The organism is Frankiales bacterium, from assembly GCA_016125335.1.
In the GTDB taxonomy this organism is placed as follows: Bacteria; Actinomycetota; Actinomycetes; order S36-B12; family CAIYMF01; genus Longivirga.
The window spans coordinates 23,864-50,857 of the sequence record WGLY01000006.1 but is presented as its reverse complement, the minus strand read 5'-3'; the positions used below and the strand labels follow the sequence as shown (position 1 = coordinate 50,857).

The window sequence follows — 26,994 nt, the reverse complement described above, 5'->3', positions numbered from 1 at the left end:
CGCGGGCCCGGCTGCTCAGGGCTGGACGCGCAGCGCCCCGGCGACCTCGGCGCGCACGGACAGGCCGAGGCCGGGTCGGTCGGGGTCCGGGGCGACGACGCCCGCAGCGGGGCGCAGGGCGCCGTCGAACAGCTCGGACTCGAGGCGCACGTGGTCGTGGAACCACTCGAGGTGGCGGACCCCCACGGTCGCGCAGCCGACGTGCGCCGACACCTGGGGGGCGCAGTGCGTCGAGAGCTCGACGCCCCGCCAGTGCGCGAGCGCCGCTGCCTGGACCCAGCCCGTGATGCCGCCGCAGCGCGTGACGTCGAGCTGGAGGCAGTCCACGGCCGCGCCGTCGAGCAGCCTCGCGGCGTCCTGCAGACGCCAGGTGTACTCGCCCGCCGACACGTCGCAGCGCAGCGCGGCGCGCAGCAGCCGCAGGCCCTCGACGTCGTCGGAGCTGACCGGCTCCTCGAACCAGCGCACGTCGCGCTCCTCCAGGGCCCGTCCCACCTCGAGCGCCTGCTCGCGGTCGTAGCCGCCGTTCGCGTCGACGAACAGGGCGACGTCCGCCCCGATGGCCGCGCGCGCCGTGGTCACCCGCTCCAGGTCGCGGCCGACGGCGGACCCCCACGACTCGCCGATCTTCATCTTGACCGCACCGACGCCCAGGTCGGTCACCCAGCCGGTGAGCTGGTCCGCCAGGCCGTCGCCGTCCAGGGTGGTGAAGCCGCCGCTGCCGTAGACCGGCACCGACTCCCGCTGCCGCCCGACGAGGTCGGCGAGCGGCACCCCCTTCGCCCGGGCCTGCAGGTCCCACAGGGCGACGTCCACCGCGGAGAGCGCGGCGGCGCCGAGGCCGTGGTCGCCGATGTTGCGCAGGGCCCGGCGCATCGCGGCGTTGGTGGCCACGACGTCGTCGGCGTCGCCGGCCACGACCACGTCGGCGAGCTTGCGGTTCACCAGCGACGCCGCGGACGCGTCGGTGTAGGTGTAGCCGAGGCCCTCGTGGTCGTCGGTGCGCACGTGCACCACGACGATCGTGGTCGAGTCCCACGCCAGCGTGCCGTCGGCCTCGGGCGCCGACGTCGGCATGCGGTAGGCCTCGGCCCGCACCTGCCGGACGGGACCGCTCATCGCGGCCACCCGCCCGGCCCCGGTGCGGGGGTGTGCCGGTCGAGGTGCCGCACGATCTGGCCGCGCCCGTTGCGGGGGAGGTCCTCCGCGTCGCGACGGGCCAGCCCGGCGGCGAGGACCTCCGCGAGGTGGCGCGCGGTGCCGCCGCCGAGCTGCTCGATCTGCGTGCGGCAGCTGAAGCCGTCGGCCAGCACGAGCGATCCGGGGTCGGCGTCGCGCAGGGCGGGCATGAGCTCGTGCTCCGCGCACGCGACCGAGACGTCGAGGTGCCCCGGCTCGTAGCCGAAGCTGCCCGCGAGCCCGCAGCAGCCACCGACCGACGTCGTGCTCACCCCGGCACGACGCAGCACCTCCTCGTCCGGCCCGGTGCCGAGCACGGCGTGCTGGTGGCAGTGCGGCTGCACCACCGCGTCGCGGCCCACCTGCGGCGGCTCCCAGCCGTCGGTGTCCACGAGCACCTCGGCGAGCGTGCGCGTCTGGTCGGCCAGCCGCGAGAGGTCCTCGTCGTGGGGCATCAGCTCCTGCGCGTCGGAGCGGAACACGGCCGTGCAGCTCGGCTCGAGGCCCACCACCAGGCCACCGGCCCGCACGTGGTCGGCGAGCGCCGCGACCGTGCGGCCCAGCACGCGCCGGGCGATGCCCAGCTGACCGGTCGTGATCCAGGTGAGCCCGCAGCAGACGGTGCCGTCGGGGACCGTGACGCGGTAGCCGGCGTCCTCCAGCACCCGGACGGCGGCGCGGCCCACCTCCGGGTGGAAGTTGTTGGTGAAGGTGTCCGGCCAGAGCATCACCGTGCCGCGCCGTCCGTCGCCGCGGGAGCCGCGGCGGTGGAACGAGTCGACGAACCGGTGCTTCGCGAACCGCGGGACCGGCCGGTCCTTCTCGACGCCGGCGAGCCGCTGCGCCGTCCGGGTCAGGGGGCCGAGCCGGGTGGCGAGGTTGACCACCTCGGGCGCGAACGACGCGGCGCGGGCCCACACCGGCAGCCAGCCCATGGCGTAGTGCGCGCCCGGGCGGAGCCTCCCCGCGTAGTGGTGGGCCAGGAACTCGACCTTGTAGGTGGCCATGTCGACCTCGACCGGGCAGTCGTGCTTGCAGCCCTTGCAGGCCAGGCACAGGTCGAGCGCGTCGTGCACGTCCTGCGACGCCCAGCCGTCCTGCACCGGGCTGTCGCCGTGGCCGTCGAGCATCTCGAAGAGCAGGCGTGCCCGCCCGCGGGTCGAGTGCTCCTCGGCGCCGGTGGCCCGGTACGAGGGGCACATCACGGCACCGGTCTGGTTGCGGCACTTGCCCACGCCCACGCAGCGTTGCGCCGCGCGGGCGAAGCTGTTCTCGTCCTCGGTGTAGCGGAACCACGTCTGAACCGTCGCGGGCTCGAAGTCGGAACCGAGACGCAGGTTCTCGTCGGGCGCGTGCGGACGCACCACCTTGCCGGGGTTCATCAGGTTCGCCGGGTCGAGCAGGTCCTTGACCTCCTCGAAGACGTGCACCACCTCGTCGCCGAACATCAGCGGGAGCAGCGCGGCGCGGGCCTGGCCGTCGCCGTGCTCGCCGGAGAGCGAGCCGCCGAGGCCGGACACCAGCTCCGCCGCCTCCTGGATGAACGCACGGAAGTCGGCGACGCCGGAGGCGGTCGTGAGCTGGAACGGGATCCGGATGTGCAGGCAGCCCTGGCCGAAGTGGCCGTAGCGGGAGGCGGCCCCGTAGCCGTAGCGGTCGAGCAGCTCGCCGAAGGCGCGCAGGTACTCGCCGAGGCGCTCCGGAGGGACCGCGGAGTCCTCCCAGCCGGGCCACGTGTCCGGCATCTCCGGTGCCTGCGCGGTCGCGCCGAGCGCGGCCTCGCGCACCTCCCAGAGCTCCGTGCGCTGCCGCTCGTCGCGGAACACGCGGCTCGTCGCACCGCCGTCGCCGGCGAGGTCGTCCTCGACCGCGGCGATCCGGCGCTCGAGCTCGTCGTGGCTGTCCGCGCCCAGCCCGACGACCAGCCAGCCCTCGCCCTCGGGCAGCAGGCGCAGCGCCTCGCGGTTGCGGTCCTCCTCGCGCTGGTAGTGGATGAGGCGGTCGTCCATGCCCTCGAGCACCAGCGGGTGGTGCTCCGCGGCGCGGGGAGCGGCATACGCCGCCTCCTCGATGCTCGGGTAGCCGAGCACGACGAACGCCTGCTCGGGGACGCGCTCGGCGAGCTCCAGCTCGGCGTGCAGCACCGTGACGAGGGTCGACTCCGAGCCGACGAGGGCCTTCGCCAGGTCGAACCCGTTCTCCGGCAGCAGCGAGTCGAGGTTGTAGCCGGAGACCCGTCGCGGGATGTCGGGGAAGCGCTCGCGGATGGCGTCGGCGTGCCGGTCGACGAGCTCGCGCAGGCCGCGGTAGATCTCGGCGCGACGTCCGCCGGCGTCCTGGATCGCGGCGTGCTCCTCCTCGGAGGTGGGGCCGACCCACATACGGACGCCGTCGACCGTGAGCACCTCGAGCCGGCGCACGTGGTGCTTGGTGGTGCCGTACGCCATCGCCGTGGCGCCGCAGGAGTTGTTGCCGATCATCCCGCCGAGCGTGCAGTGGCCGTGCGTCGCCGGCTGGGGCTGGAACTCCAGCCCCGCGTCTGCCAGCTGACGGTTGAGGTCGTCCAGGACGATCCCCGGCTCGACGACGGCGGTGCGCGCGTCGCGGTCGAACGAGACCATGCGGTTGCAGTAGCGCGACCAGTCGACGACCACGGCGACGTTGCACGCCTGGCCCGCCAGGCTCGTCCCCCCGCCGCGGCTCACCACGGGGACTCCCAGCTCGTGGCAGACGCGGACGGCCCGCGCGCCGTCCTCGACCGTGGCCGGCACGACGACGCCGATCGGCACCTGGCGGTAGTTGGAGCCGTCGGTCGAGTAGGCGCCGCGGGCAGCCGGGTCGAAGCGCACGTCGCCCCCGACGAGCTCCTTCAGGCGCTCCTCGAGCACGCGGACGTCGATGGCCGCCAGCCGCCGCATCTCCGGCGGGGCGACGCGTTCCACGGCGGTCATCGGGCGCGGAGCTGGGAGATCTTGTCCTTGAACAGCGTCGTCGCTATCGACGCCTTGTGCGGCTGGCCCCGCAGCCACGCCGTCGCGAACTTGCGGGCCTGCTCGTAGGTGACCTTGCCGGGCAGCGGCGGCTCGTCGGCGTCGACGTCGACGTCGACCAGCGACGGCCCGTCGTGGCGCAGCGCCTCGGAGATCGCTCCCTTGAGGTCGGCCGGGTCGGTCACCTTGACGCCCAGGCCGCCGCACGAGCGCGCCCAGGCGGAGAAGTCGCTGCGGGGCTCGGCGAAGCGCACGCCGTGCTCCGGGTAGCCGAGCACCATCTGCTCCCAGAGGATCTGGCCGAGCGCGTGGTTGTTGTTGACCACGACGGTGATCGGCAGGCCGTGCTCGGCGGCGGTGAGGAACTCCGCCATCAGCATGGCGAAGCCTCCGTCGCCGACGTAGGCGATCACCTGGCGGTCCGGGAACGTGTGCTGGAGGCCGACGGCGTACGGCAGGCCGGGCGCCATCGTCGCGAGGTTGCCGGAGAGGTAGAACTCGCGCTCGCCGCGGATCGTCCAGTGGCGCGCGGCCCACGTCGCGATCGTGCCGGAGTCGCAGGTGAGGATCGCGTCGTCGTCGGCGAGGTCGTCGATGACACCCACCAGGAACTGGGGTGCGATCGGGGTGCGCTTCGCGTCCTCGAGCGCCTCCATGTCCGAGCGCCAGGAGTCCATCTTCTTCTGGTACGACGCGAGGTGGTCGTTGTTGCCCCGCGGCTTGAGCAGCGGGAGGAGCGCAGCGAGACCCTCCTTGGCGTCACCGATCATCGGCACCTCGGTGGGCAGCCGCGCGCCGGCGCGGGTGGGGTCCGCCTCGATCTGGACGACCTTCACCTTGCCCGGCTCCGGCAGGTGCTTGGTGTAGGGGAAGTTCGTGCCCACCATCAGCAGCACGTCGCAGTCCTCGACGAGCTCCTCGCCCGGCTTCGTGCCCAGCAGGCCGATGCCACCGACGGTGTAGGGCGAGTCGTCGGGCACGACGGCCTTTCCCTTGAGCGTCTTGATGACGGGCGCTCCCCACGCCTCGGCCACGGCCAGTACCTCGGCCCGGGCGTGGGCCGCGCCGACACCGACGAGCATCGCGGGCCGCTCCGCCTCGTTGAGCACGTCCGCCGCGGCCATGAGGTCCTCCTCGCGCGGGCGCCCCGGGGACGGCAGCCAGACGGGCGCGGTCGCCGGCGGGTTGGCCGGAGCCACGTGGGCGTAGGGGTCGGCGTCGGCGTCCGCCACCTGCACGTCGTTCGGGAAGCACAGGTGCGCGACCCCCATGCGCGACAGTGCCGTGCGCATGGCGAGGTCGACGACGCCGGGGAGCTGCGCCGGGTTGGTGACGACGAGGTTGTACTCGGCGACGTCGGCGTAGAGCTGGTCGAGGGCGACCTCCTGCTGGTAGCCGGTGCCGAGGACGCTGGTCTCCTGCATGCCGGTGATCGCGAGGACCGGGGCGTGGTCGAGCTTGGCGTCGTAGAGGCCGTTGAGCAGGTGGATGCCGCCGGGGCCGGAGGTCGCCAGGCAGACACCGACGCGCCGGGTCGCCTTAGCGTATGCGGAGGCCATGAACGCCGCGGCCTCCTCGTGGTGCACGAGGACGAACCGCACCTTGTCGGTGTGCCGCCGCAGGCCCTCCATGATCCCGTTGATCCCGTCGCCGGGTATTCCGAAGACGGTGTCGACCCCCCACTCCGCGAGCCGCTCGACCAGCGCTTCCGATGCGATCCGTCCCATGTCCAGGCCTCCTCGTCTCGTCCTCGTCCCGACGGACGCGCGACATCGCCGGCGTACCGCGGTGGTCGTGGCGCCGGAGCGGGGTCGCTCGCTCGTCGCCGTCGCTCGCCGTACCCCTCGTCGCTCCTCGGAAACGGCGATGTCCGCGTTCGTCGCCGCGCGCCGGAGGATCGCGCGCCGGGCTCCGTCTTCCGGACGGACGGGCGTGCGCATGAGTGGGCCCGGCGGGGCGTGGGCAGCACCGGGCGCGATGGAGCTCTCGACGAACGAACAGCCCTGGCCCCTCGTCGCCGTGTCGACGGTGATGGTCGTGCTCGGCGTGGCCTGCGCCGCCTTCGTCGCCGTCGACGTGGCGCGACGTCCTCAGCGCATGGGCGTGATGAGCCTCGTGTGGCCGCTGACCGCCCTGTTCGGCTCGCTGCTGTGGCTGGCCGCCTACCTGCGCTGGGGCCGCGCGACGCGGCGCGGCGAGCCGCGTCCCGATCAGGACGACGAGCCGCCGATGGCGGTCTCGGTGTTCACCGGAGCCTCGCACTGCGGCGCCGGATGCGCGCTCGGCGACCTGCTCGTGGAGTGGCTGGTGCTCCTGCTCCCCGCCGCCGCGGTGCTGGGCGGCTCGGGCTGGCTGTTCGAGGACCGGATCTACGCCACGTGGGTGCTCGACTTCGTGGCCGCCTTCGCCATCGGCATCGCGTTCCAGTACTTCGCGATCGCCCCCATGCGGGGCCTCGGGCTGCGCAAGGGGCTCAAGGCCGCTGTCACCGCCGACACCTTCTCCATCTCGTCGTGGCAGGTCGGCATGTACGGGACGATGGCCCTGGTGCAGCTCTGGATCCTCCCGGCGGCGATCGGCGGGCGCGCCGCCGTCTCGTCTCCCACGTTCTGGGCCGCTATGCAGATCGCCATGCTGGTCGGGTTCGCCACCGCCTACCCGGTCAACTGGCTGCTGATCCGCCGCGGCGTCAAGGAGCGCATGTAGACCGCGTCTCCCGTCCGCGGCCGGCACCGCGCGCGGACCGGCGTGACCCCCGCTACTGCGCGCCGTCCGGCGCCGGATCGACCGGCACGCGGAACGCCTTGCGCTTGGGCTTGACCGGGCGCATGAGGAACTCCGGGCGGCGCTGCCCGTCGGGCCCGAGCGCGGGGCGGGTCAGGGCGAGCCACTCGCGGTAGACCTCGCGGGAGCGCCGGGTGTCCACGACGACGTCGCCGTAGCGGTCGTCGGCGTGCGCGGGCTCGAGCCGCACCTTCTGCAGCCAGCAGTGCGCGCCGGACCACGGGTCCGGCTGCACGGGGAACGCGAGGTTCTGGTGCACACCGGGGTCGTCCCAGTGCACGCGGGCGCTGTCGGCGTCGGACGACTCGAACGGTGCGACCCCGGACGTGTAGCGCAGCATCCAGCGGCCCTCGCCGTCCGGCCGGGACAGGTCGACCTTGCCGCTGACCCAGCGGCTCCCCTCGCCCTCGTTCGCCCGCCACCTGCCCATGTGATGGGAGAGCGCGCAGACACCGGGGCGGATCGCCTCCGTGGACCACACGCGGGCCACGAAGTGGCCGATCGCGGTGGTGATGCGCACGAGGTCGCCGGTGCGCACCCCCGCGCGGGCGGCGTCGACCGAGTTGAGCCACAACGGGTGGGTGTTGCTGATCTCGTTGAGGTACTTGGCGTTTCCGGACCGCGTGTGGATCATCGTCGGCAGGCGGAAGGTAGGGATCAGCACCAGCTCGCCGGCCCCGACGTCGACCTTGCGCCGGCTCACGTGCGACTCGATGTAGCCGGGTGTCGCGTGCTCGGGCCAGCCCCAGTCGCGCAGCGACGTGGAGTAGATCTCGAGCCGGCGCGAGGGCGTGAGCCAGCCGGCCGTTCGGGTGCCGTCGTCGTGGACGAGCCCGACCGCGCCGGCCTCGCCGACGAGCGGGGGCGCCGAGTCGAGCGTGACGGGCTTGCGGAGCACCCCTCCCGGCTCCTCGACCGCTCCGTCGAGCTCGGCCTCGGTGAGCGGCCGCTCGTCGAGCCGGTACACGTCCTTCGCGACCTCGACGACGCCGAACTTCCTCATGTACGCCAGCGGTGTGAGCCCGAGGGCCTCCGCCTTCTCGGGCAGGCCGGGCACCTGGTTCTCGAAGATCCACCGGTAGTACTCGTCGACGGTGACCTTCTCACCGGGCCGGTACGGGGACTCGAAGTACTGCCGGATGCCCAGCGACCCGTCCGGGTCGATCCGCCACGACAGCTCGAACCAGAACTCGTTCTCCTCCCACACCTCGCCGGGATTGGCGTCGCGGGTGTCGGCGACGGGCATGCCGAGCCGCTCCATCGCCACCCGGCGCACCGGCTGCCGGAAGCCGAGCCACTTGGCCGCGTGCGTCTCGTACGAGTGCGTGTCGTGGCGCTCGGCGCCGTTGCCCATGGGCAGCACGTAGTCGGCGAACTCCGCCGTCTCCGACCAGGTGGGCGTGAGCGCGACGTGCAGGCCCACCTGCGACTCGTCGGTGAGCGCCTCGAGCCAGCTGAAGCCGTCCGGGTTGGTCCAGACCGGGTTGTAGACCCGGGAGAAGTACACCTCCACGTGGCCGCGGCCGTCCTTGAGGAAGTGCGGCAGGAGGATCGACAGCTCGTTGGTCGACAGCGGGTACTCGCGCGGCCAGAGCAGCTCGTTCCAGCTCTCGTGCGCCGGCGGCATGTTCGGCCCGTGGGGGATGAACTTGTCCCAGCCGTTGGGGCTCGTGCCGCCGACCGTGCCCACGCTCCCCGTGAGGACGACGAGGAGCATCAGCGCGCGCGACACGGTCCAGCCGCCGTAGTTGCCGGCGGCGGCGCTGCGCCACACGTGCGCCGCGAGGCGGTTGCCCGCGCCGGCGACGGTGCGCGCGAGCTCCTCGACCTGGGCGACCGGGATGTCGGCCTCCTGCGCGGCGAACTCGAACGTGTAGTGCGCGTAGTCGTCGGTGAGCCGGTCGAGGAACGTGGCGAAGTCCTGCGGGGCCTCGGGGTGCAGGTTGGCGAGGTACTCGCGCCAGTTGAGCCACCGCTCGAGGTACGCCTCGTCGATGCTGCGCGTGCGCAGCAGGTACGCCGCCACCGCGAGCAGGATCGCGGCCTCGCTGCCCGGCCAGGGCGACATCCACAGGTCCGCGTGCGAGGCGGTGTTGGACAGCCGCGGGTCGAGGACGACGAGACGCGCGCCGTTGCGCTTGGCGTCCATGATCCGCTGGGCGTGCGGGTTGAAGTAGTGGCCCGTCTCGAGGTGGCTGGAGAGCAGGAGGATCACGCGCGCGTTGGCGTGGTCCGGCGAGGGGCGGTCGAAGCCGCCCCACATCGTGTAGCCGAATCGGGCGCCGGCGGAGCAGATGTTGGTGTGGCTGTTGTGCCCGTCGACGCCCCACGCCATGAGGAACCGCTCGGCGAAGCCGTCCTCGCCGGGGCGACCGACGTGGTACATGATCTCGTCGCGCCGGCCCTCCGACATCGCGCGGCGCATCCGTGCGGCGATGTCGTCGAGCGCGTCGTCCCAGGTGACCTGCTCCCAGCCTCCGCCGCCCCGCGGGCCGACGCGGCGCAGCGGGTGCAGGATCCGCTCGGGGTCGGTCACCTGGTTGATCGTGGCGGGTCCCTTGGCGCAGTTGCGTCCGCGCGAGCCCGGGTGCGCGGGGTTGCCCTCGAACTTGCGCACCGAGAGGTCGGAGCGGTCGATGTAGGCGAGCAGCCCGCAGGCCGACTCGCAGTTGAAGCACGTGGTGGGGACCAGGGTGTACTCGGCGGACTCGCGCCGGGGGTGCGCCTTGGGGTCGTCGAGCAGGACGCAGTCCCACTGCTCGACGGGCGGGAAGTTGCGCAGCCCGAAGCGGGTGCGCATGCCCGGCAGCTCGGGGCCGGAGCCCTGCGTCATCGGCGTCGCCTCCGTGTGCTCGGTCATGACAGCGGCACGTCCTGCGCGGCCCGGACGAACACGCTCTCGTACGCGAGCAGGGCCCCCTGCACGAGGGCGCCGGCCACCGCGGCCAGCCACAGGCCAGGCCCCGACGTCGCGCTCCAGCCGGTGGCCGCGAGCACGAGGGCGAGGCAGGCGAGCCCGACCCCGCCCAGCCAGAACGTCCGCGCGTAGCGCCCTCTCACGATCATGTGGGCCGCGGCGGCGGCGTTGCGCGAGGCGTGCCGCCCGGAGTACTCGACCAGCAGCATGAGCAGGTGCACGGCCGTCGAGACGGCGAGCACCCGGATGGTCCACGGCCGCAGCGCGGTCTCGGTGGAGACCACCGTCTCCGTCAGGACCAGCACACCCGACCCGACCATGACCGCCTGCACGAGCAGGTGCCAGAACAGCAGCGGCGACTGCCACAGGTCGCGGCCCTCGGCCTGGCCGAAGAGGAACGCGCTGTAGCCCGCAAGCAGCACCGCGGCGACGGCGCTGAGCCCGATGATCCAGGCGCGCGGCGCCGTGGCGCCGAGGTAGGAGGCGCCGAGCCACAGCACGGTGAGCCCCGAGAAGGCGACCATGATCCAGCCGGCCCGCATGAGCCAGGAGGTGGGGTTGGGCTTGAGGAAGATGAACCAGAAGCGCTCGGGCCGCTTGAGCTCGCCCACCAGCAGCGCGCCGGTGACGGCCGTCCCCACGAGGCCCACGACCGGTGCCACCCAGTCGCCGACGGCTCCCGTCCCGAACCCCAGCGCCATGGCCAGGGCGGTGACCAGCACCACGCCCGCCGCCCAGCCCTTGGTCCAGAGGTAGGCCGTCACCTGCCAGCCCCACGGGCGCGGGTGCGCGGTGTTGAGCGTGGTGCGCGCGTCGGTGACGGGGTCGCGCGGGAGGTCGGCGGCCACCTCGCGGCGGTGCGCGTCCGGCGTGGCCCACAGGTAGGTGTCGTCGACGGGAGCGGCGAGGGGGTCGAGCACGGCGCGGTCGGCCCCCACGTAGAAGACGTTCGGACCGGTGTTCTGCTCCGGTGACCGCACCTGAGTCTCCGTGGTGCGGACCAGGCGCGAGAGCGAGCTGGTGAGGTCGTCGATGTCGCCCACCCAGATGGACTCCGTGGGGCAGACGACCACGCACGCGGGCTCGAGGCCCTGGTCGATGCGGTGGGCGCAGAAGTTGCACTTGGCCGCGGTGTTCGTGTCCTCGTCGATGTAGATCGCGTCGTAGGGGCAGGCCTGCATGCACGAGCGGCAGCCGATGCATCTGCTGTTGTCGAAGTCGACGATGCCGTCGTCGCGCTTGAACAGCGCCTGCGTCGGACAGATCTTCACGCACGGCGCGTCGGTGCAGTGGTTGCACCGCATGACGCCGAACTCGCGGGTGGTGTCCGGGAACTCGCCCTTGTCGATGTACTTCACCCACGTGCGGAACTGGCCCAGGGGCACCTGGTGCTCGGTCTTGCAGGCGACGGTGCAGGCGTGGCAGCCGATGCACGTCCGCTGGTCGATGGCGAACGCGTACTGCACCGGCGCCTCCCGCGGGCTCGCGAACTTCGTGCCTGGTCTCGGCCGCGTGGACGCCGGGTCTCCCGGGCGCGTGCGGCGACGCGCCTACGCTAGCCGCCGCCCGCGGGACGGTCGCCCCGAGTGGGGTGCCCCGCGTCCACCGATGGTCCTGCGACCCCGCGTGCGCGCCGGGCTCAGCCCTCGGCCGGCTGCGGGTCTCGCGCGGGGGCCGGGTCGTCGGTGCGCTCGAGGACGCGCAGGACGAGCACCGTCGTCGCGGTGGTGGCGGCGACGAGCAGCAGCCCGGCCGCGACGAACACCGCGGTGGCGCCGAACGTCGAGGAGCGGGCGCCCTCGTCGAGGACGATGCCGAGCGGGATGGCCAGGGCCACGGCCGCGAGCACCCCGGACCCCACCAGGAGCCGGCGCGCCGTGCGGCCCACCGGCGGCACGGGCGGCACCTGCCCCGACGGCGCGTCGTCCGCCGCCCCGGGCGGGGACTGCTCGAGCGGCTCGGGCGCCCGCGTCGTGGGCGGTGGCGCGCCGCGCCGGTCGGCGGGTGCCGCGTCCGGCGTCACGGCGGTGGCTCCGTCCGGATGCACCGCCGGCGTCGGCTCGGGCGCCGGGGCGTGGGCGTCGTCGTCGCGGGGCGCCCGCCGCAGGAGCAGCACCAGGCCGGCCACCGCGGTCCACGACGCGACCAGCAGCAGGGAGGCCAGGGAGTCGCCGGCCCGGTGCCAGCCCGAGGTCATGGTGGCGATCGCGGCGAGGGCTGAGAACCCGATGCCCACCAGGGCCACCGGCGTGCGCAGGCGGCGCGGCAGCACGACGAGCAGCGCCACGACGGCGGAGAACGCGGCGGTGGTGTGGCCGCTGGGCAGGCTGTTGAGCGTCACGGGCGCGCTCTCCGACAGCCCGAGGTCGGGTCGCGAGAGCAGGAAGCTCTTGAGCAGGCGCGAGCTGACGTTGGCCGCGACGAGCAGGCCGACCGCGACCAGGCCGTCGTCGCGGCGGTCGCGCGCCAGTGCGACGACGGCCACGAGCGCGACCGCCCCCGCGATCGAGGTCGCCGTCACGAGGTCGAGCACGGTGTTCATGCCCGAGAGGAACGCCGGCACCTGCACGTCGGCCCCGCGCAGCGCGACGTCGCCGACGATCCGCCCGGCGACGGTGCGCACGGTGAGCTCGTAGACCAGGACCAGCCCGGCCAGGCACCCGGCCCACACCGCGACCAGCCAGGCCGCCGTGCGCTCCCACGGCGCGGCGGAGGGCTCGGGCGACGTCACCCCTCCTTCGTACCAGCGACCCGCCGCGCGTGGGGCGAGAGCCGTGTCTCGGTCCTGTCGCCCGTCGTTCGCAGCGGACCGGGGAGCGAGCGACGTCGCCGAGCGCACGGACCGATGCCGGCAGGCGGCCCACGTCGCCCCGGGGCCGCCCTCGTTGACGCGCCGCCACGACGCGACAGGCGGTCGGGCCTACGCGCCGGTGACGGCCGGGACGGCGGAGACCGCGAGCGCCTCGACCCGGGCGTGGATCGCGTCGACCGCCGCCGCGGTCTCGGGCTTCATCACGACGCTGCGCAGGATGCGTCCGCTCGGCACGTCGGCGGCCACGTCGTGGCCGCGTGCGGCGAGGGCGTCGGCGCCGACGGCGTAGGTCGCGAGGAACACCGGATCGACCGGGTCGGCCATGCCGGCGTCGAGCACCGCGCCCGAGACGGCGTCCACCTGCGAGAGCAGGCGGCCGGGCACGCGGGGCAGGTAGGTCACGATGTCCAGCGCCGGCTGCTGGTACAGGTCGAGGACGTCGGAGGCCTCGAGCAGCCCGGCCCAGCGCAGCGCCGCCACCCGGCCGGGGCGCAGCACCGCGCCGAGCCCGTCCGGGGTGAGCGGGAACACCTGGAGGGTGAGCCACAGCGCGGCGGCGGCCGCCCCCGCGCGGCTGCACTCGAGCGAGATCTCGCCGAGGTGCAGCTCGTCGGAGGTGAAGTAGGTGTAGGGCGAGTCGTGGTCGTAGAAGCGGCCCACCGACGGGTCCCGGAACAGCACGGCGCCGCAGCCGTAGGGCTGGAGGCCGTGCTTGTGCGGGTCGACGACGAACGAGTCGGCGTCGGCCGCCGCGAGCCAGGGAGCCGGGTCGACCCCACCGGGGCTGTCGTCGGCGACGAGGCGGAAGAAGCCGCCGTACGCGGCGTCCACGTGCACCCGGGCCCCGTGGCTGCGGGCCAGCGGGAGGATCTCGTGGAGCGGGTCGACGGCGCCGAGCCCGGTGGTGCCGAGGCTGGCGACCACGGTGCCGACGTCGTGCGTGGCGAGCACCTCGGCGAGGGCGTCGAGGTCCATGCGTCCCGCCGCGTCGGTGGGCACCGTGATCCCGCGCACGCCGAGCACCCGGCACATCCGCGCGTGGGTGTAATGGGCGTCGGCGCTGAACGCGACGGCCCGGCCCGGGTGGGTCTCGCGGGCGACGTAGAGGGCCTCGAGGTTGGCGATCGTGCCGCTCGAGGTGAGGTGCCCGAGGTGGTCGGCGAGCCCGACCATCGCCGCCAGCGAGGCCACCACCTCCTTCTCCATGGCTGCGGTGGCGGGACCGCCGTCGAGCGCGTGGTTGTTGGGGTTGACCTGCATCGCGGCGAGGTAGCCGACCATCGCGACGGGGTGCGGCGGCTTGAGCATCTGCCCGGCGTAGGACGGGTGGCCGAAGGGGTAGTTGTTGCGCAGCCGCTCGGTGAGCTCGGCGAACGGACCGGCGAGCCGATCGTCGGTCACGTCGAGGACGGCCGCGGCCTCGTACGGCGGGTAGCCCGCCATCCAGGCGTCGTACGCCTCGTGAGCGGCGCGCAGCCAGCGGTCGAGGTCCACCGTGCCGTCTCCGTCCTGCGCGGGCGCTCGCCCGCGGCGCCGCCATCGTGCCACCGGCCCGGGGTCCTGCTCCGGCGGGGCGGGAGGCTGGCGAGGCCCGGGCGCGGGTCGGCGCCGGGCGCCGGGCTCAGCCCGTGGCCAGTGGGAAGCCCTCGTCGAGCCAGCCCGTGACGCCGCCCACCATCTTCTTGACCGGCCGGCCCAGCCGGGCCAGGCGCAGCGCCGCGCGGTCGGCGCCGTTGCAGTGCGGCCCCGCGCAGTAGACGACGAACAGCGTCTCGGACGGGTACTCGTCGAGCCGCTCGGCCGTGAGCTCGCGGTGCGGCAGGTGCGTCGCGCCCTCGACGTGGCCGGCGTCCCACCCGCCCCGACCGCGGACGTCGAGCAGCACGAAGCCCGCAGACCCGGCCGCGAGCGCCTCGTGCACGTCCCAGCAGTCGGTCTCGAGGGAGAGCAGGGCGGCGAAGTGCTCGGCCGCCCGCTCGGGGGCGGCCGCGGGGGTCTCGGTGACGGCGTTGGTGACGACGGTCATGTCTCTCTCCAGGTCCGGGGGCACGACCCTGCCCTGTCCGGCGCGTCCCATGCCACCGCGATCGGCCGGGTTCCGCGCCGCGCGGGCACCGGGTGGCTCGCGGCCCTCGGCGTGGGCCATGCTCGTGCCTGCCAGGCCCGTGCCTCCGACCCGGGCCGGACAGCTGCGAGGAGCCGCCCCGTGACCCGCTACGGCCCGATGTTCGGCCCGGACTTCACCTTCCTCGGCGTCGAGCGCTGCACCGTCGACGAGCCGGAGACCTACGCCGGGGCCGACGTCGTCATCGTGGGCGCGCCGTTCGACGGCGGCACGTCCTACCGCGCGGGGGCGCGCTTCGGCCCGCAGGCCATCCGCGCGGCCGACTACCTGCCCCACGACGGGTCGCGGCCCTCGCTGGCGCTGCGGGTGGACGCCCTGCGCGACCTCACGGTGCTCGACGCGGGCGACGTGGAGATGTTCAGCGGCGACGCCGAGCGCTCCTGCCGCGACCTCGAGGCCGCGATCGAGACGGTCGCGCGATCGGGTGCGGTGCCGGTGGTGCTCGGCGGCGACCACACGATCACGTGGCCGGACGCCACCGGCGTCGCGCGGGCGCGCGGGTGGGGGCGCATCAGCGTCATCCACTTCGACGCCCACGCCGACACCGGCGACATCACCTTCGGCTCGCTCATCGGTCATGGCCACCCCATGCGCCAGCTCATCGAGTCCGGCGCCGTGCGCGGCGACCGCTTCCTCCAGGTGGGCCTGCGCGGCTACTGGCCCGAGCCGGAGACGCTGGACTGGATGGCCGACCGGGGCATGCGCTCCTACGAGATGACCGAGATCGTGCACCGCGGCCTCGAGGTCTGCCTCGACGAGGCGTTCGAGATCGCGCTCGACGACTGCGACGGCGTCTTCCTCTCGGTCGACATCGACGTGTGCGACCCGGGCCACGCACCGGGCACGGGGACGCCGGAGTCCGGTGGCCTGTCCGCGCGCGAGCTGCTCGACTCGGTGCGCCGCATCGCGGTGTCGCTCCCGGTCGTCGGCATGGACGTCGTCGAGGTGGCACCGCCGTACGACCACGCCGACATCACCGCGTCGCTGGCCAACCGCGTGGTGCTCGAGGCGCTCTCGGGCATGGCGCGGCGACGCCACGACGCGGCCCACGGCACGTCGTGGGACCCTGCGCGGCCGCTGCTCGACGGCCGCGGCACCGCCGGCTGAGGCAGTGGCCCGTTCGGACCCTCGGAGCCGACCAGGGGTCCGAGTGCCCGCGGGGGCTCGGCGTACCACAATGACCGGCGTGCCCCTCCACGACTCCCTGCGGCTGCGCCAGGTCTTCGGCGCGTTCCCGTCCGGGGTGACGGCGGTCGCGGCGCTGGTGGGCGGCGAGCCGGTGGGGATGTCGGCGAGCAGCTTCACCTCGGTGTCGCTGGAGCCGCCGCTGGTGTCGGTGTGCATCGCGCACACCTCCACCACGTGGCCCCGGATCGCGCACGCGCCGCGCCTCGGCGTGAGCGTGCTGGCGCACGACCAGGAGTGGGTCGCCCGGCTCATGGCCGCGCGCGACACCGACCGCTTCGCCGGTGTGCGGTGGCGGGCGCTCCCCGGCGGCGCCGTGGTGCTCGACGGCGCGAGCGCCTGGCTCGACTGCACGGTGCAGGACCGCTTCCGCGCCGGCGACCACGACATCGTGGTGCTGCGGGTGGAGGAGCTCGACGCCGATCCGCTCAACCCGCCGCTGGTCTTCCACGCCAGCGGGTTCCGCCGCCTGGAGGTCTGACCCCTCAGGGTCGGCTCAGGGGCGGCTGGGGGACTCTCCCCGACGCGGCACGGCCCGCGTGGCGCCTAGCGTCGCGGCGTGCTGACCTGGACCGTGGTGTGCGCGGGCGCGTGGGCCGACCTGGAGCTCGCGACGGCGCGCGCCGTCGCCGCCCTAGAGGCCGTGCGCGTCGACGGCCGAGGCGATGAGGTCGGTGTAGGCCTTGCGTCCGGCGGTGTCCGGGTGGACGTCGTCGGCCCCGAACCACGACCGATGGCCCGCGGCCAGCTTGTGCCAGTCGACGAGCACGACGTGACCGGCGGTGAAGGAGGCGGCGCACCGCGCGAGGACGTCGTTGTCCCGCGCCTCCCAGCTGCGCGGGACGCGGACGTTGACCAGGAACACGCGCCGGTCGGGCCCGGCCGCGCGCACCACGGCGCGGCAGTCGTGCATGGTGACGACGCCGTTGGTGCCGAGGTGCACGATCACGTTGCGGGGCAGCCCGCCCTTGGCGTCCTTGCGCAGGATCGTGTTCACCGCCGCGCCGAACTGCCGGCTCACCTTCGCGTCGACGTCGAACCCGCGGGCCCTCAGCAGGGGCTTGGAGCCGAGCATCACCGAGTCGCCGATGGCGAAACGGCCCTCGCGGATCGTCGGGGACGGCGAGGCGCTCGGTGACGCCGGGGCGGTGCCGCTCGGGCCCGGCGCCGGGGGCGCCGCTGCGGGCGAGGACGCCGTGGGGGACCCGGCAGAGGTCGTCGCCGAGGTCGCCGGGCCGGCGGCCGAGGAGGCGGTCGCGCAGCCCGCGAGCAGCAGTGCGCAGGCGCTGATCGCGAGCGGGAGCACGGGACGGCGCACCCGTCGAGGCTACCTGCCGCCCCGAGCCGGCCCGGACGGCGAGCGGCTCAGCGGACGGCCGCCGCGACGCGTCAGCGCACGAGGACCGAGGCGGTGGTGTAGGTGCGCGGGAGGTAGCCGATCGCCCCGACCCGCAGCTGGAGCGAGATCCGGTGCCCGCGCCAGCTCGGCCCGGGCCGGAACCGGCTGCGGGTCGCGACGGGCGCGTTGAGCACCCGCCCGTCCTTGAGCCAGTGGAAGCTGCCGGCCGTGGGGCGCGGGTCCCAGCGCCCGCCCCACCCGTAGAGGAACGACCCCACCGCCGCGGTGCCGCGGAACGCCGGCGCCGCCAGCATCTGCAGGGGGACGCGCGGCACCGCCACGCGCACGCTGTAGGCGTAGGAGCTCGCGTAGCCGGCGCGCTGCGCGCTCACCCGCACCTGGAGGTCATGCCCCGCGTCGGCGGCCACGACGTGGTAGTGGCTCGAGGTCGCGCCGGGGATCCAGTGCCCGTCGCGCAGCCAGTGGTAGGAGTACGTCGTCGTGCCGGTGTCCGGGGTGGCCGTCCACGTGCCGGTGGAGGCGACGAGGCCGTGCCCCACGAGCGGCCGGCCGGAGACCCGCGGCCGGGTCGCGTTGGCGAGCCGGCCCTGCCCGGTGCCGCTCATGGTCACCTGGAGCACTCCCTGGCCCGTGGTGGGCGTGAGGGTCCACGCGTCGTTCTGCGCGCCCACGCTCTGCGGGGAGAAGGTGACGGTGCGGGTGATGGTCTCGCCCGGCGCGAGCGTCGTCCCCTCGGGGATCGGCTTGTCGCCGTGGAAGTCCGCGCGCGCGGGCGCCTTGGCCACCGCGAACGCGAACGGCGTGCCGCCGTCGTTCTTCAGCGTGAACGAGATCTGCCGGCTCGACCCGACCGGCACGGTGCCGAAGGGCAGCGAGGTGCGGCTGAGCGCGAGGTGCCCCGGGGGAGCGGCCGCGCCGCTGACGTGCAGCGTGACGTTGCCCGCATCGGAGTGGAAGGTGATCGAGTCCGCGAACGTGCCGGGGTCCTTCGGGGGTGCGAACGACACGGTGACCGACACCGACTGCCCACCTGCCAGGGTCGATCCGTTGGGCGGTGCTCCGGTGACGGAGAACGGCGGGTTGGGACCGCTCACCGAGCCGAACGTGAGCGAGGTCTGGCCGGCATTGGTGAGCGTGACCGTGTTGGCGGCCGGGGCGGACTTCACCGCCAGGGTGCCGAGGTCGAGGGTGCCCGGCGTGATCGTGAGGCGCGCCGCGGACTCCACGCCCGTGCCCGAGAGGTCAGCGCCGATCCTGTACGCCGGCGAGCTGGTGCTCGCGGTGAGGATGCCGGCGGCGGCCCCCGTGGTCGTGGGATGGAAGGTTACCGGGACGGTGACCGTGTCGCCGTCATGGAGCTGGAGCGGCAGCGCCTTCGCCGTGCCGTTCACCGACGGCGTGCCGCTCGTGAACGGCCCCTTGGCAACGTCGAGCGCCGTGATCGTCGAGCTGCCGTGCGCGGTGAAGGTGGCCGTCCCCGACGAGGAGCCGTTGACCACGGTCGCGGGGAACGAGACGGTCGACGCGGTGAGCGGCGAGGTGGCCAGCGGGCCGTAGCCGAGCACGTGGCCGTCGTAGGTGCCCACGTACACGTGGCCGTTGGGCCCGATGCCGGGCGGCGTGAACTTGGTCGCCGTGCCCACCGCGAAGCTGCGCACCTCGGCGAAGTCGCCGCCGGAGGTCGGCACGGCCTTGAGCGCGACGAGCCGCGCGTTGGGCACGCCGCCGCCGTCGCCGGGGGTCGAGGACATCACGGCCCACAGCAGCGCCGAGCCGTCGGCGGTGCCGTTGGAGGTGACCACGACGTTGGAGGAGCCGAAGCCCCACGCGGTGCTCGACGTCGCCACCTTCGAGAGCGTGGGCGTGCCGCTGGCGTCGACGCCGTACTTGTAGGCGTAGAGGTTGCCAGCCCGGCCCTGGCCCCACGACACGGCCTGCGAGCCCGGGCCGGCCGTGGGGATGTAGACGTAGCCGCCGTCGCCGCCCCACACCGACGGCTGCGACCACACGCCGCCGTTGGGCCCGACGACGCCGACGACGGCGCTGCTGTCCGGGCAGGACGCGCGCTGGCCGCCGAGGTTGTCGCGGTCGAGCAGGTAGACGTAGCCCTCCTTGCCCGCGGCCACCACCAGGCGAGGGTGGCTCGAGGTGCCGAACTGCGCCTCGGGCAGCAGGGCGATGCCGCCGGACCCGAGGTCGAGGTCGTTCTGGTCGAGGAAGCCCTCCGTGCACGGCCGGAAGAAGTCGTTGACGGTGATGTTGTTGACCGAGCTTGCGCCGGTGTCGACGTGCAGGCGCACCACCGCGTTGGACCACTCGGTTGGCTGGTTCGTGCGGTCGTAGTTGTTGACGTCGGGCTGGAACGCGTTGCCGATGGCCGCGAGGATGTTGCCGCTGCCGTCGCTGGCCAGCCCGCCGCCGGACATCCAGATGCCGCCGCCCGGGTTCGTGGTGTTCTGTGTGTGGTCGGACCACACCGTGGTGATGGCCCCGCTGCCGGCGTCGACGCCGAAGATCCAGCCCGACCACGGCGGCACCTGGCAGTGCGCGCTGAACGCGGCGTACACGTGCCCGTCGAGCAGCAGCAGCCCGGGGCGCTGCGACTGCTGCGTGGCGTTGAAGTCGTTGCCCCGGCTCGTACCGATGAGCTCGCGGGGCGGGAAGGCGTCCGTGCCGTCGTTCAGGTTCAGCGCCCGCAGGTAGAACGTGTCCGGGCCCGAGGTGCCGCTCTTGTACTCGTTGTCGACGACGTACACGCGCCCGGTGGTGGTGTCCACCACCGGGGTGCTCGTGATGCCGATGTGGGGCTTGAGGTCCAGGCACGACTGGTTGGTCGACAGCGTGGTCGGGTCGAACGGCGCACCGAACTGGCGGTGCCAGATCTCGGCGCCGGTGTCCGCGTCGAGCCCGTAGACCCGGTTCTCCTCGGTGGCGACGATGAGTATCTGACGCGGCTGCCCCGCAACGGAGCCGAGGGCGACGACGGGCTGGGCGTAGATCTGTCCTGTGACCTGCGTGCTGAAGAGCTGCCCGAACTGGGTGGGGTCGTGCACGAGGTTGGGCGTGAGCAGCGGCTGGTCGCGGTACCAGTTGGTGCGGTTGGTGTCCGCGCCGCGGGTGACCTGCCCGGAGACCGGCGAGGCTGCCTGCGCGTCCGGGGCGGACCGGGTCTGCACGAGCATCGTCGCGACGAGGGCGAGCAGGGCCAGCAGGGCCGCCGGGCGCACGACGCGACGCTGCCGCCGCGTGCCACCGCTGGGAGTCCCGGCCACGTGCTCTCTCCTTCCGCCGGGCCACCGGTCGGGGCGCCGTGCAGGACGAACTCCACCACGGATTCCGCCCTGACACATCAGCACGACGGCCGATCACCCGGTTCACGGACGGCATGACGACGCCCCGTGCCCGGACGGGCACGGGGCGTCGTGATCAGCGGCCGTACGGGCTATCCGATGGCCTTCGCCTTGGCGGTCTGGAACTCCTCCTCCGAGATGACTCCCTTGTCGCGCAGGTCGGCGAGGCGGGCGATCTCCTCCGAGGCGCTCGGGCCGGAGCCGGCCACCGAGCGGATGTAGGCCTCCTGGGCCTGCTGGGCGTTGGTCATCGCCGCCACGTTGCGCTCGGCCATCGAGTTGCCGCGCGCGATGAGGTACACGAACACCCCGAGGTAGGGCAGCACGATGACGAAGATGATCCACAGCGTCTTGGCGACGCCGCCGAGGTCCTTGCTGCGGAAGATGTCCGTGAACACCACGATGAGCAGCCAGAACCAGATGATGAACATGAAGAGCCAGAGGATGTCCCAGAGGATCTCCCCCGAGCCCAGTTCGGCAAGCAGACGCATGACGTGCCCTTCCGTCCCGCGCTCGCGCGGGCGAGTCCGCCGGCCCGCGGTGGTCCGGTCGGCGTCATCCTGGCAGCGGTGACGCCCCCTTCGCGCCCGGACGGCGCGACGGGCCGGCCCCGGGCGGCGCAGCGCTGCGCGCCACCCGCGCGCGATCGTGGTTCACTTCCGGTGTCCGAGCGGTGCACCGTGCGTGCGACGAGGGAGGCCCGGAATGTCGCGACCGTCCGAGGACCCGTCCTCGACCCTGCCGTCGTTCCCGGCGCGCCTGCGCCGGCTGCGCGAGGATGCCGGCCTGTCGCAGACCGCGCTGGCCGGGTCGGACCTGCACCCCAGCTACATCAGCCTGCTCGAGTCGGGGCGCCGCGTGCCCACGGCCGAGGTCGTGGCCCTGCTCGCCGCGCGCCTCGGGGTCACCAGCGAGGTGCTCACCGGCGAGATCGTCGTCGAGCTCGAGGGCCCGCTCGCGCTGGCCGAGGCCGCCCTGGGCCTCGGCAGCCCGCAGGACGCCGTCGCCCAGCTCGAGCCCCTGCGCGACGGGATCACCGCGGCGCGCGCCCAGCGCGACCCGCTCGTCTTCCGCGCCGGGCTGGCGCTGGCCACCGGGCTCGAGCGCGTGGGCCGGCTCACCGAGGCCACCGAGGTGCTCGAGGACATGCGCACGGCCGCGGACGCCGCCCGCGGGCGGCTGCCCGGGCTGCACGTCGCCGTGGCCCTGGTGCGCTGCTACCGCGACGGCGGCGACCTCGCCCGCGCCGTCGACGTCGGCGAGACGACGCTGGCGCGCTGCCACGGGCTCGCCTCGGCGCAGCTCTCCGGCCACGCCCAGCTCGTCTCCACGCTGGCCAGCGCGTACGTCGAGCGCGGCGACCTGCTGCGGGCGCAGCTGCTGCTCGACGAGCTCGTGGAGAGCACGGCGCGCAACGGCACGCTCGACGAGCAGGCCGCGGCCTGCTGGAACGCGGCCATCACGGCCGCCGAGCGGGGCGACCCTGTGGCCGCCCTCGAGCTGTGCGAGCAGGCGGCCACCCTCGTGGCGGTCGGCGACGACCTGCGGGCCGCCGCGCGGCTCCAGGTCACGCGCGCCTGGATCCTGCTGGCCCAGCAGCCCGCGCGGGCCGAGGAGGCGCAGGCGCTCGTGCTCGACGCCCTCCCGCACCTGCGCCAGTACGCCGGCACCGTGACGCTCTCCAGCGCCGAGACCGAGCTGGCCCGCTGCGCGATGCTCCTCGGCGACCCGGGCTCGGCCGTGGCGCACGCCGCCAGCGCCGCCGCGGCCGTCACGGACGAGCACCCGATCGAGCGCGCCCGGGCCCTCGCGGTGCTCGGCGCGGCCTACGTGGCCGTCGGCGACCGCGCGCTCGGACTGGCCAGCCTCGAGGAGGCGGCCGGACTGCTCGAGGGCGCCGGCTCGCCGCGCAACGCGGCCGCCGTGTGGCGCTCGATCGCCGACGTGCTGCGCAGCCTCGGCGACCTCGAGCGGGCCTGGGATGCCGCCCAGCGGGCGCTGGACTCGGCCGGGCTGCGCACCGACCCGGCCGCGCTCCCGGCCGCGGCCCCGGCCGGCGCCGCGCCGTCGCCGCGGCCCGAGCGGACCACCAGCGCCGCCTCCGCCTGACCTGCCCGACGACGCGCCGCCCGACCGGTGGCACGGGGCGGCCCGGCCGTGGCATGCTGACCGCGAGTCATCGGGACTCTGACGACGGGGTCGAGGCTGTCCGCGCGACGGGGGCGGACAGCCCCGGCCCCGTACCCGTGACGGCCCCCGGCCGGGTGCCCTCCACCCGGCACGGCCGCGCTCAGCCGTGCAGCGCGGCGTCGGCGGCCCCGGTGCGCCACCCCGTGAACCGCACGACGAGCCCGGCGCGCGTGGGTGCGCAGGCGGCCGGCCCGGCCTGCCAGGGCAGCGCCGGGTCGATCGGCGCGACCCGCACCAGCCGCCACGGCTCGTCGCCTGCCCGGGCCCGCACGGTGAGCGCGTCGCCCGAGCGGCTGGCCCGCACCGTGACCTCGAGGCCCCGCCACTGCGGCACCGGCGCGGTCGACCAGTCCGAGACGCCGCGGGTCACCACGGCGCCGAGCAGCGGCACGCCGTCGGACAGCTCCACCCCGGCCTTGACCCAGTGCTCCGCGTCGGCGCGCACCAGCAGCCCGGCCTGGTCGAACTGCTCGGAGAGCTCCGCGCGGAACGACACCTCCACCGCCGAGCCGTCGGGCAGGTCGGCCAGCAGGCCGTGCCCGTCGTCGTGGACGAAGCCGTACGCCGTGGTGCGCCACAGGTCGCTGCCGGCCCGGCACGTGACGAGGAGGTCGTCGCCGTCGGGGACGGCCCGCTCCGGCGGGGTGGACCAGCGTCCCTGCGACCAGTCGAGGCTGCGCACGGCGTCAGCCTCCCACCCCGCGACGGCGGCCGGCCTCAGACGGCGAGCTGCGTGATCTCGACGGTGACGCCGAGGGACTCGCTCGCACCGCCCGCGTAGATGCCCTTGAGCGGCGGCACGTCGGAGTAGTCGCGGCCGCGCGCCACCACGACGTGCGCCGAGCCCACGCTGCGGTCGTTGGTGGGGTCGAAGGCCTCCCAGCCGCCGTTCCACGACTCGATCCAGGCGTGGCTCTCCCCGACGACGGTGCGCCCGGGCGCCTCCTCCTCGTCGTGCAGGTAGCCGCTGACGTAGCGGGCCGGGATGCCCAGCGCCCGCAGCAGCGACAGCAGCGTGTGGGAGTAGTCCTGGCAGACGCCGCCCCCGATCTCCCACGCCTGCCCGGCAGTGGTGGTGACGCCCGTGGCGGAGTCGTCGTAGCGGATCCGTTCGCGCGTGGCCTCGATCGCCCCGCGGATCGCCAGCGCCGGCGTGGGGAGGTCGCGCAGCTGCTCCACGACGCGCGCCCGCGACTCGTCCTTGAGCGCGTCGTCGACGAGCGGGGTCGGCACCAGGAACTCGCCCCAGCGGTCGAGCACCGACGGCGCGGTGATCTCGCGCCAGCCCACGCCCGGTGCGCTCGGGTGGCCGTGGGGGACGTCGACCAGCGACGTCGCCACGATCTCGAGCACGTCGTGCTCCTCGTGGACGTCGAAGGACTGCACCAGCGCGCCCCAGTAGTCGACGTAGGCCTGCACCGACGCGCGCGGCGAGACCTGGAGCTGGTGCGACAGCAGCATCTGGCCGTCGGCGTCGCGCGGGGTCATCCGCACCTCGTTGAACGACGCCGCCACCGGCGCGGAGTAGCGGTAGCCGGTGCGGTGCGTGATGCGCAGGCGACGTCCGTCCATCAGTGGCTCCACACGATGGTGCCGGCCTGCCGGAAGTAGGAGTCGGCCACCGCCGCGGCGGTCGCGACGCCGGACACCTGCGTGTCGTGGCAGAGCTGGTCGATGACCGACGGGTCGTGCGTGCCGCCGGCGAACTCGAGCCGCGCACGCATGAGGCCGACCTCGCGCACGAGCGCGGCGTCGTCGACCCCGCCCTGCACCTGGAGGCCGCGCACCGCCTCCTCGGCGGCGCGGGCGCTGTGCAGCAGGGTGCGCGGGAACGTGGGGTCGAGCACGAGGAACTCGCGCACCGTGTCGCCGGTGAGGGTCTCGCCGGTGCGCAGGAACGCCGAGAGCGCGGCGGCCGAGCGCAGGGTGGCCACCGGGCCGGTGTCCGGCCACACGAGGTCGTGCCGGACGTCGAGCAGCCGCGCGGTCATGTCGACGCGCTCGAGCGCCCGCCCGAGCGAGAGGAAGTAGTGGCCCTCGTCGCGGGTCATGGTCCACTCGATCGCGCCGTTGACGATCATCAGCCGCTCGAGCACCCGGAACATCGAGGCGCCGGGGCTGGCCGCCGCCGTGAGGCCGCGGGTGAGCGTGAGGTGCGCGCCGTTGAGCGCCTCGAACACGTCGCCGGGCAGCGCATCGCGCACCGACCGGGCGTTCTCGCGCGCCGCGCCCACCGCCCCGATCACCGTGGACGGGTTGGCGACGTCGCCGAGCAGCGCGCGCACGAGCTCGGTGGGGGAGGAGATGACGTCGTGCGGCAGCGAGAGCGCGTCGAGCACCACGGCGGCGGCGACGTCCTCGGGCACGGACCGGTCCTCGACCGTGAGGTGGTAGTGCTCCGCGAGCAGCCGCGCGGTCGCCTCGGCCCGCTCGAGGTAGCGGCCGATCCAGTAGAACGCCTCCGCGAGCCGGCTCAGCACGACGGGCCTCCCCGGGCCGGGTCGGGACCGGACTGCTGCTGCTGACCCTCCTGCTGGCGCAGCCGGTCGTCGGCCGTGGCCGGTGCCGACTGCCGCGCCACCGCGCTGCGGCGCACCCGGGTCACCCGCGGGAGCCCGGGACGCCCCTCGGCTCCGGCGCCGCGGTCGCCCTCGTCGAGCACCCAGGTGTCCTTCGACCCGCCGCCCTGCGAGGAGTTGACGACGAGGCTGCCCTCGGGCAGCGCGACGCGGGTGAGCCCGCCCGGCAGCACGTAGACGTCGTCGCCGTCGTTGACCGCGAACGGCCGCAGGTCGACGTGGCGCGACTCGAGCGAGTGCTCGCCGATCACGGTGGGGCAGGTGGACAGCGTGACGATCGGCTGCGCGATCCAGTCGCGCGGGTCCGCCCGGATGTTGTCGGCGACGACGGCGAGCTGCGCGTCGGTGGCCGTCGTGCCGATGGTGAGCCCGTAGCCGCCGGAGCCGTCGACGGGCTTGACCACCATCCGGTCCAGGCGCTCGAGGACGAAGCTGCGCTGGTCCGGGTCGCCGAGGTCGTAGGTCTCCACGTTGGGCAGCAGCGGCCGCTCGCCGAGGTAGTACTCGATCATGTCCGGCACGTAGGTGTAGACGGCCTTGTCGTCGGCGACGCCGTTGCCCACGGCGTTGGCGATGGCCACGTTGCCCGCCCGCGCCGCGTTGAGCAGCCCCGGCACGCCGAGCAGCGACTCGGGGTGGAAGTGCACCGGGTCGAGGTACTCGTCGTCGATGCGCCGGTAGACGACGTGGATCGGCCGGGCGCCGCGCACCGTGCGCATCCAGAGCCGGTCGTCGCGGCAGAAGAGGTCGCGTCCCTCGACCAGCTCGGCGCCCATGCTGCGGGCGAGGAACGCGTGCTCGAAGTGGGCGGAGTTGTGCACTCCGGGGGTGAGCACCGCGACCGTGGGGTCCGACACGTCCGACGGCGCGGCCGCCCGCAGCGCGTCCAGGAGCCGCTCGGGGTACTCCGCGACGGACCGCACCTGCTGGCCGGCGAACACCTCGGGCAGCACGTGCGCCAGGGTCCTGCGGTTCTCCAGCACGTACGAGACGCCGCTCGGGCTGCGCAGGTTGTCCTCGAGCACGCGGAACTCGCCCTGCTCGTCGCGGATGAGGTCGATCCCGGCGACCGCGATGCGCACGCCGTTGGGCGGCACCAGGCCGAACGCGGCGCGGTGGTAGTGGCTCGACGACGTGACCAGCCGGCGCGGCACGATGCCGTCGCGCAGCACCTCGCCCGGGCCGTAGACGTCGGTGAGGAACAGCTCGAGCGCCTTGATGCGCTGGCGGATCCCGGCGTCAACCCGGTCCCACTCCTCCGCGCCGACGACGCGGGGCACGAGGTCGAGCGGCAGCGGCCGCTCGCGGCCGGAGAGGGAGAACGTGATGCCCTGGCGGTCGAGGTAGGCGTCGCGCAGGCGGGCCCGCTCCGCGAGCCCCTCGGGGCCGAGCGACTCGAGCACCTCGACGACGGTCCGCAGGCCGGGCCGCGGACGGCCCTCGCCGTCGAGCATCTCGTCGTACGCCGGCCGGCTGCCCGGCTCGGCCTGCGCTCGCATGCGGGCAGTCTGGCCCACGGGTGT

19 protein-coding genes are annotated in these 26,994 nt (G+C 74.2%); 4 read left to right on the top strand and 15 right to left on the bottom strand.

Annotated features, from left to right (window positions below):
• Positions 1-15: 15 nt before the first annotated feature.
• The 3 genes from GC157_03750 to GC157_03740 are packed head-to-tail and all read right to left on the bottom strand — an operon-like array spanning position 16 to position 5,896.
• Positions 16-1,119, bottom strand: a complete 1,104-nt coding sequence (locus GC157_03750) for a mandelate racemase (GenBank protein MBI1376583.1) — start codon at positions 1,117-1,119, stop codon at positions 16-18.
• A complete protein-coding gene (locus GC157_03745) occupies positions 1,116-4,130 on the bottom strand; it encodes an FAD-binding protein (protein MBI1376582.1) in 3,015 nt (1,004 codons plus the stop codon). The genes GC157_03750 and GC157_03745 overlap by 4 nt, the downstream gene beginning before the upstream one ends.
• The gene (locus GC157_03740) at positions 4,127-5,896 is read right to left on the bottom strand and encodes a pyruvate oxidase (GenBank protein ID MBI1376581.1); all 1,770 of its coding nucleotides are present in this window, start codon (positions 5,894-5,896) and stop codon (positions 4,127-4,129) included. Before GC157_03740 ends, GC157_03745 begins: the two co-directional genes overlap by 4 nt.
• 250 nt (positions 5,897-6,146) lie before the next feature.
• On the opposite strand from GC157_03740, the gene GC157_03735 reads away from it, so the two are divergent.
• On the top strand, positions 6,147-6,875 hold the full coding sequence (locus GC157_03735; protein MBI1376580.1) for a DUF4396 domain-containing protein: 729 nt from the start codon (positions 6,147-6,149) through the stop codon (positions 6,873-6,875).
• A gap of 52 nt (positions 6,876-6,927) precedes the next feature.
• Here GC157_03735 and GC157_03730 read toward each other — a convergent pair whose 3' ends face one another.
• The 5 genes from GC157_03730 to GC157_03710 form a co-directional block, all read right to left on the bottom strand.
• Positions 6,928-9,813: a molybdopterin-dependent oxidoreductase gene (locus GC157_03730; GenBank protein ID MBI1376579.1), complete on the bottom strand. Its 2,886-nt coding sequence runs from the start codon at positions 9,811-9,813 to the stop codon at positions 6,928-6,930.
• Positions 9,810-11,336, bottom strand: coding sequence for a 4Fe-4S dicluster domain-containing protein (locus GC157_03725; protein ID MBI1376578.1), 1,527 nt, complete (start codon positions 11,334-11,336; stop codon positions 9,810-9,812). The genes GC157_03730 and GC157_03725 overlap by 4 nt, the downstream gene beginning before the upstream one ends.
• Before the next feature lie 173 nt (positions 11,337-11,509).
• Positions 11,510-12,601 carry a phosphatase PAP2 family protein gene (locus GC157_03720; GenBank protein ID MBI1376577.1) on the bottom strand — a complete coding sequence of 364 codons (1,092 nt, stop codon included), beginning with the start codon at positions 12,599-12,601 and terminating at the stop codon, positions 11,510-11,512.
• A gap of 189 nt (positions 12,602-12,790) precedes the next feature.
• On the bottom strand, positions 12,791-14,125 hold the full coding sequence (locus GC157_03715) for an aminotransferase class V-fold PLP-dependent enzyme (protein MBI1376576.1): 1,335 nt from the start codon (positions 14,123-14,125) through the stop codon (positions 12,791-12,793).
• A 178-nt stretch (positions 14,126-14,303) separates the two neighbouring features.
• The gene (locus GC157_03710) at positions 14,304-14,708 is read right to left on the bottom strand and encodes a rhodanese-like domain-containing protein (GenBank protein ID MBI1376575.1); all 405 of its coding nucleotides are present in this window, start codon (positions 14,706-14,708) and stop codon (positions 14,304-14,306) included.
• Between the two features lie 180 nt (positions 14,709-14,888).
• Between GC157_03710 and speB the strand changes: the two genes are divergently transcribed.
• A complete protein-coding gene (gene speB, locus GC157_03705; GenBank protein ID MBI1376574.1) occupies positions 14,889-15,914 on the top strand; it encodes an agmatinase in 1,026 nt (341 codons plus the stop codon).
• A 70-nt stretch (positions 15,915-15,984) separates the two neighbouring features.
• Positions 15,985-16,473 carry an oxidoreductase gene (locus GC157_03700; GenBank protein MBI1376573.1) on the top strand — a complete coding sequence of 163 codons (489 nt, stop codon included), beginning with the start codon at positions 15,985-15,987 and terminating at the stop codon, positions 16,471-16,473.
• Positions 16,474-16,626: 153 nt separating this feature from the next.
• On the opposite strand, the gene GC157_03695 is transcribed toward GC157_03700, so the two are convergent.
• From GC157_03695 to GC157_03685, 3 genes are all read right to left on the bottom strand, one after another.
• Complete coding sequence (locus tag GC157_03695) at positions 16,627-17,310, bottom strand: hypothetical protein (protein ID MBI1376572.1); 684 nt, start codon at positions 17,308-17,310, stop codon at positions 16,627-16,629.
• A 71-nt stretch (positions 17,311-17,381) separates the two neighbouring features.
• Positions 17,382-20,579, bottom strand: coding sequence for a choice-of-anchor D domain-containing protein (locus GC157_03690; protein MBI1376571.1), 3,198 nt, complete (start codon positions 20,577-20,579; stop codon positions 17,382-17,384).
• A 215-nt stretch (positions 20,580-20,794) separates the two neighbouring features.
• Positions 20,795-21,193: an SHOCT domain-containing protein gene (locus GC157_03685; GenBank protein ID MBI1376570.1), complete on the bottom strand. Its 399-nt coding sequence runs from the start codon at positions 21,191-21,193 to the stop codon at positions 20,795-20,797.
• 214 nt (positions 21,194-21,407) lie between these two features.
• Between GC157_03685 and GC157_03680 the strand changes: the two genes are divergently transcribed.
• Entirely contained in the window at positions 21,408-22,811 is a 1,404-nt protein-coding gene (locus GC157_03680) for a helix-turn-helix domain-containing protein (protein MBI1376569.1), read from the top strand.
• Positions 22,812-22,992: 181 nt separating this feature from the next.
• Here GC157_03680 and GC157_03675 read toward each other — a convergent pair whose 3' ends face one another.
• From GC157_03675 to GC157_03660, 4 genes are read right to left on the bottom strand one after another with little or no spacing between them, the layout of a single operon-like run.
• On the bottom strand, positions 22,993-23,574 hold the full coding sequence (locus GC157_03675) for a DUF1349 domain-containing protein (protein MBI1376568.1): 582 nt from the start codon (positions 23,572-23,574) through the stop codon (positions 22,993-22,995).
• Positions 23,575-23,609: 35 nt separating this feature from the next.
• Positions 23,610-24,464 carry a transglutaminase family protein gene (locus tag GC157_03670; GenBank protein MBI1376567.1) on the bottom strand — a complete coding sequence of 285 codons (855 nt, stop codon included), beginning with the start codon at positions 24,462-24,464 and terminating at the stop codon, positions 23,610-23,612.
• Entirely contained in the window at positions 24,464-25,372 is a 909-nt protein-coding gene (locus tag GC157_03665) for a hypothetical protein (protein MBI1376566.1), read from the bottom strand. The genes GC157_03670 and GC157_03665 overlap by 1 nt, the downstream gene beginning before the upstream one ends.
• Complete coding sequence (locus GC157_03660; protein ID MBI1376565.1) at positions 25,366-26,970, bottom strand: circularly permuted type 2 ATP-grasp protein; 1,605 nt, start codon at positions 26,968-26,970, stop codon at positions 25,366-25,368. The genes GC157_03665 and GC157_03660 overlap by 7 nt, the downstream gene beginning before the upstream one ends.
• Between the last annotated feature and the right edge of the window lie 24 nt (positions 26,971-26,994).